The following is a 15,060-nucleotide window of genomic DNA, read 5'->3' on the forward strand; positions in this document are numbered from 1 at the left end:
ATAGCATAGTGTTATGCCAATGCCCGCTCCAGCAACTTGTGCATTTCAGCGGCAATTTCCGCGCCGTGCGTTTCCACCGCGAAGTGACCGGTGTCGAGGAATATCACCTCTGCGTTTGGATTGTCGCGCTTGAAGGCTTCCGCGCCGGGCGGGATGAAGAAGGGATCGTTCTTGCCCCAGATAACCAGCGTCGGCAGCTTGGTGTCGCGGAAGAATTTTTGGAACGCCGGATATTGCGTCAGGTTGTTGGCGTAGTCCAGGATCAGATCCAGCTGGATGTCGCGGTTGCCCGGCCGGTCCAGCAGCGCCGCGTCCAGATGGTAGGTTTCCGGCGCCACGCTATCAGGATAGGCAACGCCTTGCTGGTACTGCCATTTGGTCGCCTCCAGGCTCAGGAAGTTGCGCATGGTAGCGCGGTTTTCCTCTGTAGGCTCAGCCCAGAACTGGCGCGTTGGTCCCCAGGCTTCGCCCAGACCTTCCAGATACGCATTGCCATTTTGCGAGATCACCGCCGTGACGCGCTCCGGATGCGCGGCAGCCAGGCGGAAGCCGGTCGGCGCACCATAGTCGAAGGCGTACAGCGCGTATTTCTCCAGCTTGAGTTTTTGTACCAAGGCGTCCAGGGTCGCCGTCAGATTGTCGAAGGTGTAGACATAGTTGCGCCCGGCCGGTACGCTGGTGAAGCCGAAGCCCGGCAGGTCCGGCGCAATGACCTTGTATTTGGTGGCCAGCAACGGAATCAGGTTGCGATACATATGCGACGATGAAGGGAAGCCATGCAGCAGCAAGACTACGGGCGCATCGGCCGGACCGGCTTCGCGGTAGAACACGTTGACGCCGTCAGCTTCGATGGTATGGAAAGTCGTGGTCATGTATTTATCCTCAGGATAGTTGTAGCATTGCGCGAACATAGCGTTATCGCATGCATTACGCCATCTGGAATAGGGTGGAGGTGCGGTTTGCCACCAAGTTTGCCGGGTTTTTTGGATAAGCTGAGAATGTAATGATCAGTGGAGCGGGCAATGACTTTAGCAACAGATCAAAAGGAAGGCGAGGGCGGCCTGTCGGCAACGTCGAGGGCGATGCTCGCCCTGCGCCAGGAGGTGTTTGATCTGTGGGAGGCCAGCGTTCGCGATGATATCGACGAGGCGGAAGGCGTTTCCGGCCCCATCCTGATTAATACCTTGCCCGCCTTCTACGACAATATCGCCGAGGCACTGACGCTTGATTATCCCAGGGATCATGGCGCCAGCAATACTACTTCGATGTCTGCCCACGGTGGCGAACGGGCGCGCATGACGCCGTTCCGCGCCGATCAGATCATTCTCGAATACCAGCTGTTCCGTGATGCGATTGGCACGATCAGCCGTCGCAACGGCCTGCAGTTCAGCACAGAAGAATGGCGGGTGGTGGAAGTGTCCATCGATACCGCGGTGCGCGACGCCATCCGTGAATTTTCCGTGATTCAAGAGCGCATGCGCGAGCGCTTGGCTGCCACGCTGTCGCACGATATGCGCAATCCGCTGTCGCTGATACTGACCGCCACGCAACTGATCACGGGGAGCCAGGATCTCGACACGGCGCACCGCGTGGCGGCGAAGATCGAGGTCGGCGCCCAGCGCATGCAACTGATGCTGGCGGAGCTGGTGGATGCGCTGACCTTTGAACGTTCCACCAAGCTGCCGCTGGCCCTCTCGCAATTCGATATGCGTAGTTTGCTGGATGCGGTGGCGCAGCAGTTTAACGTCGGCGGGGATGAGCGGATTGAGGTACACGCCGCATCAATCATCGGTTACTGGTGCCGTAGCTCACTGCACCGCGCGCTGGACAATCTGATTACCAACGCGATCAAATATGGCGATGGCGGACGCATACGCATCAAGGCCGATAGTCAGGGCGGCAGGTTGATCATGAGCGTGCATAACCATGGCGAGCCGATCGCCGAGGAACAGCGTGAGCGTATCTTTGAATATCTGCGGCGCGAAGGTGAGGGCAGCATGGCCGAAGGCTGGGGTATCGGCTTGCCCTATGTGCGCAGTGTTGCTGAGGCGCATGGCGGTAGCGTGGCGGTGGATAGTTCCGCCGCCACTGGCACTACCTTTATCATCGACATTCCTGTCGATTGCCAGCCGTACGCCAGCGCCGCCGCACGCTAGCTTAGCTGGTCTTCTGCTCTGCCGCACGCTTGCGCAGCGTGGTGACGGCGGTGCCGCCGACACCCCAGTTATCGGTCTCCACTTCATCAATGATGACGAAGGTAGTAGCCGGATTTTTGTTCAGCACTTTTTGCAGCAGATCGGTCACGCCCTGAATCAGTTCCTGCTTTTGCTCGGCAGTAGCGCCTTCATTGGTGATGCGGATATTTACGAATGGCATAGCTTTTCTCCTTGGTTAAAATGGGTAAATGTCGCCAGCAGCGCGCCGGCCAGCAGCAGGGCGGTCGACAAGGCCAGCGCGATATGAATGCCCGACAGGATAGCAGCTGTGGCTGGTGCAGCGACTAAAGCGCCATAGATAGCCACGCCCATTGCGCCGCCGACCTGGCGGGCAGTGTTCAATACCGCCGATGCGGTGCCGCCCTGGCTGCGCTCGACCGAGGCCAGGATGGCGGTGGTCATGGCTGGCACGGCCAGGCCCATGCCGGCTGGAATCAGCGCCAGGCCGGGCAGCATGGCCCAGAAACTGGCTGTCTCCGAAATGCCGAACACGGCCAGCAGCGCATAACCGCTGGCGCCGATCAGGCCGCCGATAATCATCGGCCGGCGTGAACCAACGCGGGCTTGCAGCCAGCCGCTGGCGATATTGGCGAACAGGAAGGTGCCGGTCAGCGGCAGGAAAATCAGTCCGGCGTGCAGCACCGAGAAGCCGCGCACCTGTTGCAGATAAAAGCTGAGGATGAAGATCACGCCATAGTAGGCAAAGTTGACGAACACACCGAACAGCACCGCCGGCGTGAAGCCGGTCAGCCTGAACAGCTTCAGTGGCAACATGGGCGACTCGCTGCGCCGTTCGACTTGCAGGAACAACGCGCCGGCGACCAAGGCCACCACAAACGCGCCGATCACGGCGGCGTGCGTCAGGCCCAGCGCGTGGACTTCGATCACCGCACCGATGAACGCGGTCAGCGCGATTACCGCCAGCAGTTGGCCGGGAATGTCAAAGTGCCGCGCCGCGCCACCGTGGCGGATTGCCGGCACCACGCGCAGCGTCAGCCAGAAGCCGATCACGCAAATCGGGATATTCACCCAGAAGATGCTGCGCCAGCCGAACGCCGACATCAGCAGTCCGCCCAGTACCGGGCCGGCTGCGATCGAGACGCCGCCTGCGGCCGTCCACCAGGCGATGGCCTTGGCCAGCATCGGCCGGTCGTGCGCGTAGACGGCGTTGAGGATGGCAAGCGAACTCGGCACCAGCAGCGCCGCGCCGACGCCCTGGGTGGCGCGGGCCAGGTTGAGGGTGAGCGCATCCGGCGCCATGGCGCAGGCCAGTGAAGCCAGCGTGAACAGCGCGAAACCGGCGAGGAACACGGTGCGCGAGCCGAAGCGGTCGCCAATCGCACCGGCCGACAACAGGAATACGGCAAAGCCTAGCGTGTAAGCATCGACCACCCATTGCAGCTGGCTGACGCCGGCGTGCAGCTCGCGGCCTATCTCCGGCAGCGCCACATTGACGATGGTGACGTCCAGCTGGACGATGATGAAGGCGAAGCTGCAAGCCAGCAGTATCGCTAATGAGGGTGTGGTTTTCATGGTGTCAATATAGCCCGAATAACGCATCATGAAAAATGAATTATACTGAACTGGTGATTCTTTAATTGAGAACGATATGGAACTCTCAGCGTTGCGCATCTTTAAAACCGTGGCCGAGGAGGGCGGCGTGACGCAGGCTGCCGCCCGGCTCAACCGCGTGCAGTCGAATGTCTCCGCCCGGCTGACCCAGCTGGAGGAGTCGCTTGGCGTCAGCCTGTTCCACCGCTCTGGCCGGCGCATGCTGATCACTGAGGAGGGCGCGCGCCTGCTGGCCTACGCCGAGCGTTTGCTGCAACTGGCCGACGAGGCGCAGCAGGCCGTGCGCGGCGACCAGCAGCCATCCGGGCAATTGAAAATCGGTTCGATGGAAACCACGGCCGCCGCCCGCCTGCCGCTGGTGCTGGGACAGTTTCACAGGCAGTATCCGCAGGTGGATCTGGTGCTGGATACGGGGCCGACCGATTATCTGGTGCAGGCGGTGCTGAATCACCGGGTCGATATGGCGCTGGTGGCCGCGCCGGTGGAGCGTCCCGAACTGATGCAGGTGCCGGTGTTTGACGAGGAACTGGTGCTGCTGACCGACAGCCTGCACGGTCCGGTCAAGTCGCCGCACGACGTGGCGCGGCGCACCTTGTTGGGCTTCCGCAGCGGCTGTTCATACCGGCGGCGGCTGGAGCGCTGGTTTGCCGAAGGCGGCGTGTCGCCGGCGCGGATAGCGGAATTCGGAACGTTTGAAGCCATCATCGGCTGCGTGGCGGCCGGCATGGGCGTGGCGATGATGCCAAGGGAAGTGCTGAAGCAGCGCGAACTGGCAAAATCCGTCCGCGTCCACGCGCTGCCTGCGGATGTGGCGCGCGTGCAAACCATGCTGATCTGGCGGCGCGACATCACCCAGCATGCGGCGCGCGATGCATTTGCTGCGGCATTTTCATCAATTTGAGGGCGGCAATACCGAGCGCCAGCACAGAATAGCACAGCGCTTGCGTAATAAAAAAGGCGCATCCTATGACTGGATGCGCCTTTTTTATTTATATACCGCTTAGCGTGCTGGTGGCGGCGGTTCGGTGGTCGCTGGCGGCGTAGTGGCTGGCGGGGCGTTCGGGTCAGGCTGGGTGACTGCGCCGCCTTCGGTGGTCGGGGTATTGTTGACCGGTGGGGTAGCCGGGGCCGGCGTTACAGCAGGCGCTGGCGTGGCTTCCGGCACTGGTGCCGGGTCCACTTCTTTTTTCTGGCAGCCGCTGAGAACAGCTGCGGTAGCGATCAGGGCACAAGCAAACTTACCGGTCAGGTGAAACTGTTTCATGTTGGACTCCTTCAGTTGGATGGCTTGATTGGTCATCTTAGTCACTCCTGAGGTTGCGCCGTATCGGCGTGCTTGCACTCCGTTTGTAGGACTACTGCCCGTGTGATGATCTCCGCTACAATATTGGCATTCGATCAAACCGGAGGAGATTCCATGCGTCGTTATATCGCAGCCGCATTGCTGGCCTTTGTCGCGCTGCAATCCAGCGCCAGTGAGTCTGCCAGCGGCAACTTTGTCGCCAGCAAGCGTTGCGAAGCGTATTCGTCCTTCGCCAAGCGCGCTAATCCGGGCGAGGCCTACATCAGCGCCGGCACCTCCTACACCGTTCACGAAATCAACAAGACCGATTATGACTGGCTGCGCATCGATGTTCCGGGAGCGCAACCAAAGTTGCGCTGGGTGCAGCGAGATTGCGGCACACCTGCGCTGGAACAGCGTGAAGAACGCACGGCCGCCCGCGCAGGCGGAGGCGGCGAAGTCTGCACGTCGCCGAATCAGCAGGACAGCTATGTGCTGGCGATCACCTGGCAGCCGGGCTTCTGCGAACACGCCAACTACAAGGGCAAAAAGCCGGAATGCGACGCCATGAATGGCGGCACGCTGCCGGCAAAAAATCTCAGCCTGCACGGTCTGTGGCCGAACAAGAAGGAATGCGGCACCAACTATGGCAGTTGCAGCGGCCAGCCGTTTGCGCTGAGCAAGGACACTATCGAGAAAGTCGCGCCATGGATGCCCAACTTCTTCTATGAGCGCACGTTCGGCGCGTATGAGTGGAACAAGCACGGCAAGTGCCAGTCGCTGCCGCCGGATGAGTACTTCATCAAGGCCGTGTCGGCGGTGCGCGTGGTGAATGATTCGGAAGTGGGGAAGATCGTGCTGGGCAATACCGGCAAGAGCTTCCGCGTCAATGAGTTCTTTGACCGCGTGAAAGCGCGTTACGGCGACAAGGTCGCCAGCACCATCACGCTGGTCTGCACGCAGAAAAAATACCTGCAAGAGATCCGTGTATCGCTGGCGCTGGATTTCGCCACCGACCGCGACCTGCCGCAGATGGTAGCCAACGCCAAACCAGCCGCCAGCCGCACCGCCAACTGCGCCGACGAAATTTACGTCGAGGCAGCTGGCAGGTGAGCCGACTCAGGCTGCGAAGCCGCCGTCGATCAACAGGTCGGCACCGGTGACAAAGCCTGCTTCAGGGCCGGCCAGGTAAGCCACCATGGCGGCCACTTCATCGGCTTTGCCGTGGCGTTTCAGCGCCATCAGGCCGTGCATGAAGGCGGCGAAATCGCCTTCGGCCGGATTCATGTCGGTGTCCACCGGACCTGGCGCAATGTTGTTGACAGTGATGTTGCGCGGGCCCAAATCGCGCGCCATGCCTTTGACCAGGCCGATCAGCGCCGATTTGCTCATCGCATAAGCCGCGCCGCCTTCAAACGGCATACGCTGCGCATTGGTGCTGCCGATGTTGATGATGCGGCCGCCGTCCTTCATGTGTTTGGCCGCAGCTTGCGAGGCGACAAACACGCCGCGCACATTCACCGCCACGGTGCGGTCAAAGTCTTCCAGCGAGAACTGGTCGGTTGGGCCCAGCAGCAGCACGCCGGCGCTGTTGACCAGGATGTCCAGGCGGCCATAACGATCAGCCACGCTGTCGATCGCTTTGGTCAGCGACGCCGCGTCCGATGCATCCGCCTTGATGGCGATCGCTTCGCCGCCGGCTGCCTTGATTTCCTCGGCCAGCGCTTCAGCAGCGATGGCCGATGCGGCGTAGCCGATGGCGACTTTGGCGCCTTCGGCAGCCAGGCGGCGGGCAGAGGCTGCGCCAATACCACGCGAACCACCGTTGATGAAAGCGACTTTACCGTTGAGTTTGGTGTTCATGATTTATTTCCTTTCGGGTTGGTTGATGAACACAGTATGGCCTTCCTCAGTTGATCTTTGTAGTCATAAAATAACGTGTACAGTTTCAACCATTGGTATAAGATGGCCGCATGTTCACTGAATTAAGCAGTTATCTGGATGCGTTCATCGCCTCCGCCGATGAGGGCAGCTTCTCCGCAGCCGCGCGCCGCCTGGGGCTGACGCCGGCCGCCGTCAGCAAAAGCGTCAACCGGCTGGAGTTGCGGCTGGGCGTGCGTCTGTTCCAACGCAGCACCCGCAGCCTGGCGCTGACCACCGATGGCGAGCGGCTGTACGGGCAGGTGCGGCTGCCTTGGAGTGAGATCGGCGACGCGCTGACGGATCTGAGCCAGGGCGCCGGCAAGCCTGCCGGTACACTCAAGGTGGCGCTGGCGCACACCGTGGGCCGGACCTATTTTGTGCCGCTGCTGGAGGAATTTGTGCGCCGCTATCCGGACGTGGTGCCGGATCTGTACTTCGATAATCATCAGGTGGATCTGATCGCCGAAGGTTTCGACGTCGCCATCGGCGGCGGCATCGAGCTGACCGACGCGCTGATTGCGCGCGAGCTGGCGAACATGCATATCGTTCTGGTGGCGTCGCCCGCTTATCTGAAAGCGCAGCCGGCACCATCGCAGCCGCAGGAATTGACCCGTCATCGCGGCTTGCTGCGCCGCTCATTGAGCACTGGCCGGCTGGTGCCATGGACCTTGAAGAACCACGCTGGGCAGGAAGTGGTGGCCAGCGTGCGGCCGGTGGCGGTGATGGACGATCCGGAAGCGCTGGCGCGCGCCGCTGCCAACGGCATGGGCATCGCCATGCTGCCGCTGGCGCACGCCGCGCCGCTGCTGGACAGCGGCGAACTGGTACGTGTGCTGCCCGACTGGTATGCTGAAACGCGGCCGCTGTCGATCTATTATTCCAGCCGCAAGCTGGTGCCTGCCAAGGTGCGGGTATTTGTTGATTACATCGTGGAGCAGTTCCGCGCCAGCGGCCATGCCGAGCGGTTTCGAGCACATTAGGAGACATGTCGATGAAGTTCAAGCTGGGATTGATGGCGTTGCTGTTGGCAGGGCAGGCCTTGGCGGGTGTGGCGGTAGCTCCGGACAACGCGCAGTTGCAGTACACCGGCCGCATAGACTTTACGGACCGTGCGCGCCCGATGCTGTCCTGGCCCGGCAGCAGTATCGCCGGTAATTTCACCGGCTCCAGCCTGACCGTCAAGCTGGACGACCAGCAGGGCAAGAACTTCTTCAATGTGTTCATCGATGGCGAGTACACCAGGCCGGTGATTATCGAAGCGAAGCAGGGCGGCGCGAGCTATCCTGTCGCCAGCGGGCTGAAAGCGGGCGCGCACAGCTTCCTCATCACCAAGCGCACCGATGGCGAGGAAGGCGGCACATTCTTCCAGGGCCTGGAACTGGCGGACGGCGGCGCCTTGCTGCCGCCTCCTTCACGCAAGAAGCGGCATATCGAATTCTTCGGCGATTCCATCACCACCGGCATGGGCAACGAGTCGCCGGATGACGGCCCGGACCATCTGCTGAAGGACAAGAACAACTTCATGGCCTACTCGTCGATCACCGCGCGTGCGCTGGATGCGGAGGCGCATATCATTTCGCAGAGCGGCATCGGCGTGATGATCAGCTGGTTCCCGTTCACCATGCCGGATTTCTACGATCAACTGAGCGCGGTCGGCAATAACGCTACCCAATGGGACTTCACATCGTGGACGCCGGACGTGGTGGTGATCAATCTGTTCCAGAACGACCGCTGGCTGATCGATCGTGAAAAACGCCTGTCGCCGATGCCGAACGACGCGCAGCGCATCCAGGCGTATCGCCGTTTTGTGCAGCGTATCCGCGTACTCTATCCGAACGCTTATATTGTCTGCGCGCTGGGCAGCATGGACGCGGTGCAGGAAGGCTCGAAGTGGCCAGGCTATGTGCGCACGGCAGTGGATCAGATGCAGCAACTGGGTGATAAGCGCATCGACACCATCGTCTTTCCGTGGAATGGTTTCGGCGGCCACCCGCGCGTCAAGCAGCACCAGGCGAATGCGGCGCTTCTGACGGCGTTGATCCGCCAGAAAATGGGCTGGTAAGACATGTCTCGCATACTGCTGATGCTTTTGTTGGCCGCCGGCGCTAGCGCGCATGCCGCCGACTACTACGTTGCCGTCGACGGCAACGACAATGCCGATGGCACGCAAGCCGCGCCGTGGCAATCGGTCATGCGCGCGCAGCAAAGCGCCGTGGCTGGCGACACCGTGTATATTCGCGGCGGCCGCTATGTCTACACGGCGGGCATCAACAGCTGCGCCACGCGGACGGACACGGTGAACGCGGTCACACTGAACAAAGGCGGCAGCGCGGGACGGCCGATCCGCTACTGGGCTTATCCGGGTGAGACGCCGGTGTTCGACTTCTCCGCGATGAAGGACGATTGCCGCGTCAAAGGCTTCAACGTCACCGGCAGCTGGCTGCATCTGAAAGGGCTGGAAGTGACCGGCGTGCCGCAGCAGCCGCAAAACCGGCTCAATCACGAATCATGGGGTGTGTGGAATAGCGGCAGCCACAATGTCTTTGAGCAGCTCAACCTGCACCACAATATGGGGCCGGGCCTGTTCATCAAGGACGGTGCGTATAACCTGGTTTTGAATAGTGACTCGCACCATAACTACGATCCTTACACGTCGAACGGCGCAGGACAGAGCGCGGATGGCTTTGGCGCACACATCAAGGCCAACCAGCCGGGCAATGTGTTCCGCGGCTGCCGCGCGTGGGCGAATACCGACGACGGCTTTGACCTGATCAACGCCTATTCGCCGGTGACCATCGAGCATTCGTGGGCGTGGCAGCATGGCTATCTGCCGGGAACGCACACGCCGCTGGCGGCCGGTAATGGCAACGGCATCAAGGCCGGCGGTTATGGCGGCAAGTACGTGCCGAATGGCGTCAAGCACATCGTCCGCAATTCGGTCGCCTTCGATAACAAGGCGGCCGGTTTCTATGCCAACCATCATCCGCTGGCGCTGGACTTCACCAATAATACCGCCTTTGCCAATGGCGCGAACTACAACATGCTGGGCATCGCGCCGGACGGCACGCCGCTCAACCTCGGCAACCTGCGCAACAACATCGCCTACCAGGGCCGCCTGACGGTGCATGCAGAAGGATTGGACATGGCGCACAACTCGTGGACCTTGCCGGCGCCGGTAAGCGAGGCGGACTTTGACGATGTCTCTGCCGAGGGCTGGGATGCGCCACGCCAGGCTGATGGTAGTTTGCCGACGCTGCGTAGCTTCCACCTGCGGCCGGGCAGCCCACTGGCCGGTATGGGGGCGTTTAACTGAGAGGGAGGATTCAGTTGTGCGCACTGGAAACGGTGGTGATGTTATATTTTCCATCACACTTTTCGCGTGGGGATTCCAATGCACTTCAAAACGATCTATGCAGCATGCCTACTCGCCGTTGCCGGCGCCGTCAACGCAGCGGACGATTTTATGCCGCCACCCGGTCTTTATCGTGTCGACACCGATAGCCAGATGAATACCGCTGGCGGCACACCGGTATCGGTGCAGACGCGGGAGAACGGTGCCACCGGTGGCATCACCCGCAGCGGCAGCGTCAACGGCGGCCCATCAAGCACCCAGCAGTACCAGGGCGATGGTCCGGTGACGGTGTGCGTGAAAGCAGGGGCGAAAGAAGTGCCGGCGCAGATGGTGCAAGCAGGCTGCACCTCGGCACCCGCAGTGGTGAGTGGCGGCGTGGCCACGTTCAAGAGTAGTTGCGGGTTCGGAGATATCACCACCACCATGCGCAAGATCGACGCCAAGACCTGGGGATCGGAGACGCGGATCGCGCAGAAAAATGTTGGCGCCAGCCCGCAGGGAGCAGCTGGCACACTCAGTATCGTACGCGCAGGTCTGGAACGCGCCATGAAGGAAGGCACGCCGGAACAGCGTGCGGAGGCCAGACAGGCGCTGGCGCAGTTCGAGAAGAATAAAGATTCCTTCGCCAGAGATGTCGCCGCCAATGCGGCCGCGGCCAAAGCTGCGGGCATCAGCCCTAACGCCACCATGTTCGAGAACGTCACCACCAGCCGCATGACCCGCATTGCGGATTCCTGCGGCGCGCAGCGTTAGGCAGTTTGTGCAGAATTCGTCATTGTTTGTGAACCTGACAAACAAGACGTGAGAGACGGCAGGGCGTACATTATCGGGATATCGATACTTGAGGATAGCTATGCGACCGTCTCCGTCCTTCCAGCAACGCCGCTTGATTTTGCAGGGAGCAGCCAGCCTGGGGTTGGCTTCCGGCTTCAGTGTCCAGGCGGCGACGGCCACCGCCGGTGGTGCCGTACCCGCATCAGCCAAGGCGTTGCCGCTATCCTCGGTGCGGCTACTGCCATCGGTGTATGCAGACGCGGTGCAGGCCAATCAAGCCTATCTGCTGCGCTTGAGCGCTGATCGCTTCCTGCATAACTACCACCGCTTTGCCGATCTGCCGACCAAGGGGGCGATCTATGGCGGCTGGGAGTCCGACACCATCGCCGGCGAAGGCCTGGGTCACTACCTGTCTGCACTGGCCTTGATGCATGCGCAGACCGGCGCACCAGCGCTGAAGCCGCGCATCGACTACATCGTGGCCGAACTGGCGCGCGTGCAGCAGGCGCAGGGCGATGGCTATATCGCCGGCTTTATGCGCAAGCGCAAAGACGGCAAGGTGGTTGACGGCAAGGAGATCTTCCCCGAAATCATGCGCGGCGAGATCCGTTCGGCAGGCTTTGACCTGAATGGCTGCTGGGTGCCGCTATATAACTGGCACAAGGTATTTGCCGGTTTGTTCGATGCGCAAAGCTATGCCGGCAATGAACAGGCGCTGCAAGTGGCGATCGGCCTCGCGGGCTATATCGATAAGGTATTCGCCGCGCTGAATGACGAGCAAGTGCAGCAGGTGCTGAACTGCGAGCATGGCGGCATCAACGAAAGCTTCGCCGAACTGTATGCGCGCACGCAGGACAAGCGCTGGCTGGCGCTGGCGCAGCGGCTGTATCACACCAAGGTGCTGCTGCCGTTGACGCAAGGCCGCGACGAACTGGCCAACCTGCACTCCAACACGCAGATACCGAAACTGATCGGCCTCGCACGGCTGCACGAACTGACCGGCCGCGAAAGCGACGCCACCGCCGTGGACTTCTTCTGGAAGCGCGTCACCCGCCACCACAGCTACGTCATCGGCGGCAACGGCGACCGTGAATATTTTTCCGCGCCGGACACCATCGCCGCGCACATCACCGAGCAGACCTGCGAAGCCTGCTGTAGCTATAACATGCTGAAGATGACGCGGCACCTGTATAGCTGGGCGCCGGACGCTGCCTACTTTGACTACTACGAACGCACCCACCTGAATCACATCCTCGCGCACCAGAATCCGCGCACCGGCATGTTCACCTATATGACGCCGCTGATGTCCGGCGTAGCGCGTGAATATTCCAGCGAAGAGAACGACTTCTGGTGCTGCGTGTTGTCCGGCATGGAAAGCCATGCCAAGCATGGTGATTCGATCTATTGGGAGAATGGCGATACGCTGTTCGTCAATCTGTACATTCCATCGACGGTGGCGTGGAAAGCCACCGGCGCCAAGCTGGAGCTGACTACCCGCTATCCCTATGATGGCGATATCAATCTGAAGCTGCGAGGCCTTGCGGGACAGCGCCAGTTCACGGTGGCGCTGCGCGTTCCGGCGTGGGCAAGCAAGCACACGATACTGGTCAATGGCAAGCCGCACGCGGCCAGCAAGGAAAAGGGCTACGCATTGATACGCCGCCGCTGGAAGGCCGGCGACACGGTGCGCCTGTCGCTGCCGCTGGACCTGCGTCTGGAATCTGCCGCCGGCAATGACAAGGTGGTGGCGCTGCTGCGCGGCCCGATGGTGCTGGCGGCGGACCTGGGCGCATCGGATCAGCCATACGGCGGCGTGGCACCGGCGCTGGTGGGCGCCAATATCCTCGGCTCGTTCGCGGAATCGGACAAGGGCAGGGCGGTGTACCGCAGCGTTGGCAGCGGGCGGCCGGGCGATATGAAGTTCACGCCGTTCTTCTCGCAGTATGAACGCCGCGCGGCAGTCTACTTCAACGCCTACACGGAGGCGGAATGGGCGGCCTCGGAAGTCGCTTTCCGCAAGGAGGAGGCACGCCTGAAAGACCTGGCCGACCGTTCGGTGGACGTGATGCACCTCGGCGAAATGCAGCCCGAGCGCGATCACGACCTGCAATCGGATATCTCGTATCCAGTGTCCTACCGTGGCCGCAATGGCCGCGATGCACGCACCGGCGGCTTTTTCAGCTTCCGCATGAAGTGCGCCGATGGTCCCTTGGTGCTGCAAGCCAGCTACTGGGGCGAGGAGCGCAACCGCGATTTCCACATCAGCATTGACGGCGAACGGGTTGCGCGGGTCAAGCTGGATGGCAGTCATCCGGGCGTGTTTATCGACCGCGAATATCCGCTGCCGGAACGCTTCACCAGCGGCAAGAAAAGCGTGGTGGTGCGCTTCGATCCGGAGCCTGGCCACACCGCTGGACCGGTATTCGGCGTGCGCCTGTTCACCGCCACCGCAACATAGCTCGTCCAACTTTTCATACAAACCGCCATTCTGGCGTCTGGATAGTTGCGCTGCACTGATTGCTGTAGCGCAATTTCCCAAAAGAATCTCCTTCCAAGTCAAAGGCTTACGGCGCTTGCGGGCGCCGTTTTGCGCTGGCACAGCCATTGCTATTCAAAGCCCCAATCTCGGTGCTCGCCGGGAATACAACGACAAGAAAATTGGAGGAGACAGTGAAAAAAAACCGCCCCTTAACGCTTTATATCCTGATCGCGATGGTGCTCGGCGTGGCCGTCGGTTACGCCTGCCACGAAACCATCGCCGATAAAAAGCTCAGCGCCGACATCGCCGCGCATATTTCCATCGTCACCGATGTGTTCCTTCGCCTGATCAAGATGATCATTTCGCTGCTGGTCTTCTCCACGCTGGCTGTCGGCATCGCGCATATGGGCGATGGCAAGGCGGCCGGACGCGTCGGCCTGAAGGCCATGGCTTGGTTTGTGATTGCCTCTCTGGTGTCGCTGACGCTGGGCATGGTGCTGTCGAATATGCTGCAACTGGGTGCGCACCTTGGCTTGCCGCTGCCGCCGGCCGATGCCAGCACCGGACTGAAAACCGCCGCCTTCACGCTGAAGGACTTCATCGCCCACATGGTGCCGAAGTCGCCGATTGAAGCGATGGCCAACAACGAAATCCTGCAGGTGCTGGTGTTTGCCATCTTCTTCGGCGGCGCCTTGGGCGCGCTGGGCGAGTCCGCGCGCCAGTTGACCAATGTGGTTGATCAGCTGGCGCAAGTCATGTTGCGCATCACCGGCGTAATCATGAACCTGGCGCCGGTCGCGGTGTTTGCGGCGATGGCGTCGGTGATCACCACCAATGGACTGGCGATACTCGGCACTTTTGCGAAATTCATGGGTGGCTTCTATCTGGGGCTGGTGTGCCTGTGGGCGTTGCTGATCCTGGGCGGCTTTGCCTTCATCGGCAAACGCGTGTTCCGCCTGATCGCGCTGATCCGCGAACCGTTCCTGCTGGCCTTCTCCACCGCCAGTTCCGAGGCAGCCTATCCCAAGCTGCTGGTGGCGCTGGACCAGTTCGGCGTCAAGCGCAAGATCTCCAGCTTCGTCATGCCGATGGGGTATTCGTTCAACCTGGATGGTTCGATGATGTACTGCACCTTCGCCGTGCTGTTCATCACCCAGGCTTACGGGATTGAACTGTCGCTCGGCACGCAGATCACCATGCTGCTGCTGTTGATGGTCACCTCGAAAGGCATCGCCGGCGTGCCGCGCGCGTCGCTGGTGGTGATCGCCGCCACGCTGAACCAGTTCCACATTCCAGAGGCGGGCTTGCTGCTGTTGATGGGCATTGACCAGTTCCTCGACATGGGCCGTTCGGCCACCAACGCCGTCGGCAACGCGGTTGCCACTGCGGTCGTCGCCAAGTGGGAAGGCGCGTTGGAAGATGAAAAACCAGCGGCATAAAAACAATTAAAAGCGGAGACACA

The 15,060-nt window shown here is 61.2% G+C and carries 14 protein-coding genes; 9 read left to right on the top strand and 5 right to left on the bottom strand.

Going from position 1 to position 15,060, the window contains the following annotated elements:
* Positions 1–11 precede the first annotated feature (11 nt).
* The gene (locus tag KW842_RS00095; protein WP_218302063.1) at positions 12–872 is read right to left on the bottom strand and encodes an alpha/beta fold hydrolase; all 861 of its coding nucleotides are present in this window, start codon (positions 870–872) and stop codon (positions 12–14) included.
* 150 nt (positions 873–1,022) lie between these two features.
* Here KW842_RS00095 and KW842_RS00100 point away from each other — a divergent pair, with 150 nt between their 5' ends.
* Positions 1,023–2,156, top strand: a complete 1,134-nt coding sequence (locus KW842_RS00100; RefSeq protein WP_218302064.1) for a sensor histidine kinase KdpD — start codon at positions 1,023–1,025, stop codon at positions 2,154–2,156.
* 1 nt (position 2,157) lies between these two features.
* On the opposite strand, the gene KW842_RS00105 is transcribed toward KW842_RS00100, so the two are convergent.
* Both KW842_RS00105 and KW842_RS00110 read right to left on the bottom strand, forming a co-directional pair.
* Entirely contained in the window at positions 2,158–2,376 is a 219-nt protein-coding gene (locus tag KW842_RS00105) for a 2-hydroxymuconate tautomerase family protein (RefSeq protein ID WP_218302065.1), read from the bottom strand.
* Positions 2,364–3,749, bottom strand: a complete 1,386-nt coding sequence (locus tag KW842_RS00110; protein ID WP_218302066.1) for an MFS transporter — start codon at positions 3,747–3,749, stop codon at positions 2,364–2,366. The genes KW842_RS00105 and KW842_RS00110 overlap by 13 nt, the downstream gene beginning before the upstream one ends.
* 76 nt (positions 3,750–3,825) lie before the next feature.
* Between KW842_RS00110 and KW842_RS00115 the strand changes: the two genes are divergently transcribed.
* Positions 3,826–4,689 (top strand): LysR family transcriptional regulator, encoded by an 864-nt coding sequence (locus KW842_RS00115; RefSeq protein ID WP_218302067.1) that lies wholly within the window; start codon positions 3,826–3,828, stop codon positions 4,687–4,689.
* 99 nt (positions 4,690–4,788) lie between these two features.
* Here the strand turns inward: KW842_RS00115 and KW842_RS00120 are convergent, their stop codons facing one another.
* Positions 4,789–5,052 carry a hypothetical protein gene (locus KW842_RS00120; RefSeq protein WP_218302068.1) on the bottom strand — a complete coding sequence of 88 codons (264 nt, stop codon included), beginning with the start codon at positions 5,050–5,052 and terminating at the stop codon, positions 4,789–4,791.
* 153 nt (positions 5,053–5,205) lie between these two features.
* On the opposite strand from KW842_RS00120, the gene KW842_RS00125 reads away from it, so the two are divergent.
* Entirely contained in the window at positions 5,206–6,183 is a 978-nt protein-coding gene (locus KW842_RS00125) for a ribonuclease I (protein ID WP_218302069.1), read from the top strand.
* A 6-nt stretch (positions 6,184–6,189) separates the two neighbouring features.
* Here KW842_RS00125 and KW842_RS00130 read toward each other — a convergent pair whose 3' ends face one another.
* Complete coding sequence (locus KW842_RS00130) at positions 6,190–6,933, bottom strand: SDR family oxidoreductase (RefSeq protein WP_218302070.1); 744 nt, start codon at positions 6,931–6,933, stop codon at positions 6,190–6,192.
* A gap of 110 nt (positions 6,934–7,043) precedes the next feature.
* On the opposite strand from KW842_RS00130, the gene KW842_RS00135 reads away from it, so the two are divergent.
* From KW842_RS00135 to KW842_RS00160, 6 genes are all read left to right on the top strand, one after another.
* Positions 7,044–7,973: a LysR family transcriptional regulator gene (locus KW842_RS00135; protein ID WP_218302071.1), complete on the top strand. Its 930-nt coding sequence runs from the start codon at positions 7,044–7,046 to the stop codon at positions 7,971–7,973.
* Positions 7,974–7,984: 11 nt separating this feature from the next.
* Positions 7,985–9,055 carry an SGNH/GDSL hydrolase family protein gene (locus KW842_RS00140; protein ID WP_218302072.1) on the top strand — a complete coding sequence of 357 codons (1,071 nt, stop codon included), beginning with the start codon at positions 7,985–7,987 and terminating at the stop codon, positions 9,053–9,055.
* A 3-nt stretch (positions 9,056–9,058) separates the two neighbouring features.
* Positions 9,059–10,306 carry a right-handed parallel beta-helix repeat-containing protein gene (locus KW842_RS00145; RefSeq protein ID WP_229223407.1) on the top strand — a complete coding sequence of 416 codons (1,248 nt, stop codon included), beginning with the start codon at positions 9,059–9,061 and terminating at the stop codon, positions 10,304–10,306.
* A gap of 78 nt (positions 10,307–10,384) precedes the next feature.
* Positions 10,385–11,098 (top strand): hypothetical protein, encoded by a 714-nt coding sequence (locus KW842_RS00150; RefSeq protein WP_218302073.1) that lies wholly within the window; start codon positions 10,385–10,387, stop codon positions 11,096–11,098.
* Between the two features lie 100 nt (positions 11,099–11,198).
* The gene (locus KW842_RS00155) at positions 11,199–13,577 is read left to right on the top strand and encodes a glycoside hydrolase family 127 protein (RefSeq protein ID WP_229223408.1); all 2,379 of its coding nucleotides are present in this window, start codon (positions 11,199–11,201) and stop codon (positions 13,575–13,577) included.
* Positions 13,578–13,789: 212 nt separating this feature from the next.
* Positions 13,790–15,037: a dicarboxylate/amino acid:cation symporter gene (locus tag KW842_RS00160; protein WP_218302074.1), complete on the top strand. Its 1,248-nt coding sequence runs from the start codon at positions 13,790–13,792 to the stop codon at positions 15,035–15,037.
* Positions 15,038–15,060 lie beyond the last annotated feature (23 nt).

The sequence above is a fragment of the Duganella sp. sic0402 genome (assembly GCF_019219065.1).
Lineage (GTDB): Bacteria > Pseudomonadota > Gammaproteobacteria > Burkholderiales > Burkholderiaceae_D > Rugamonas.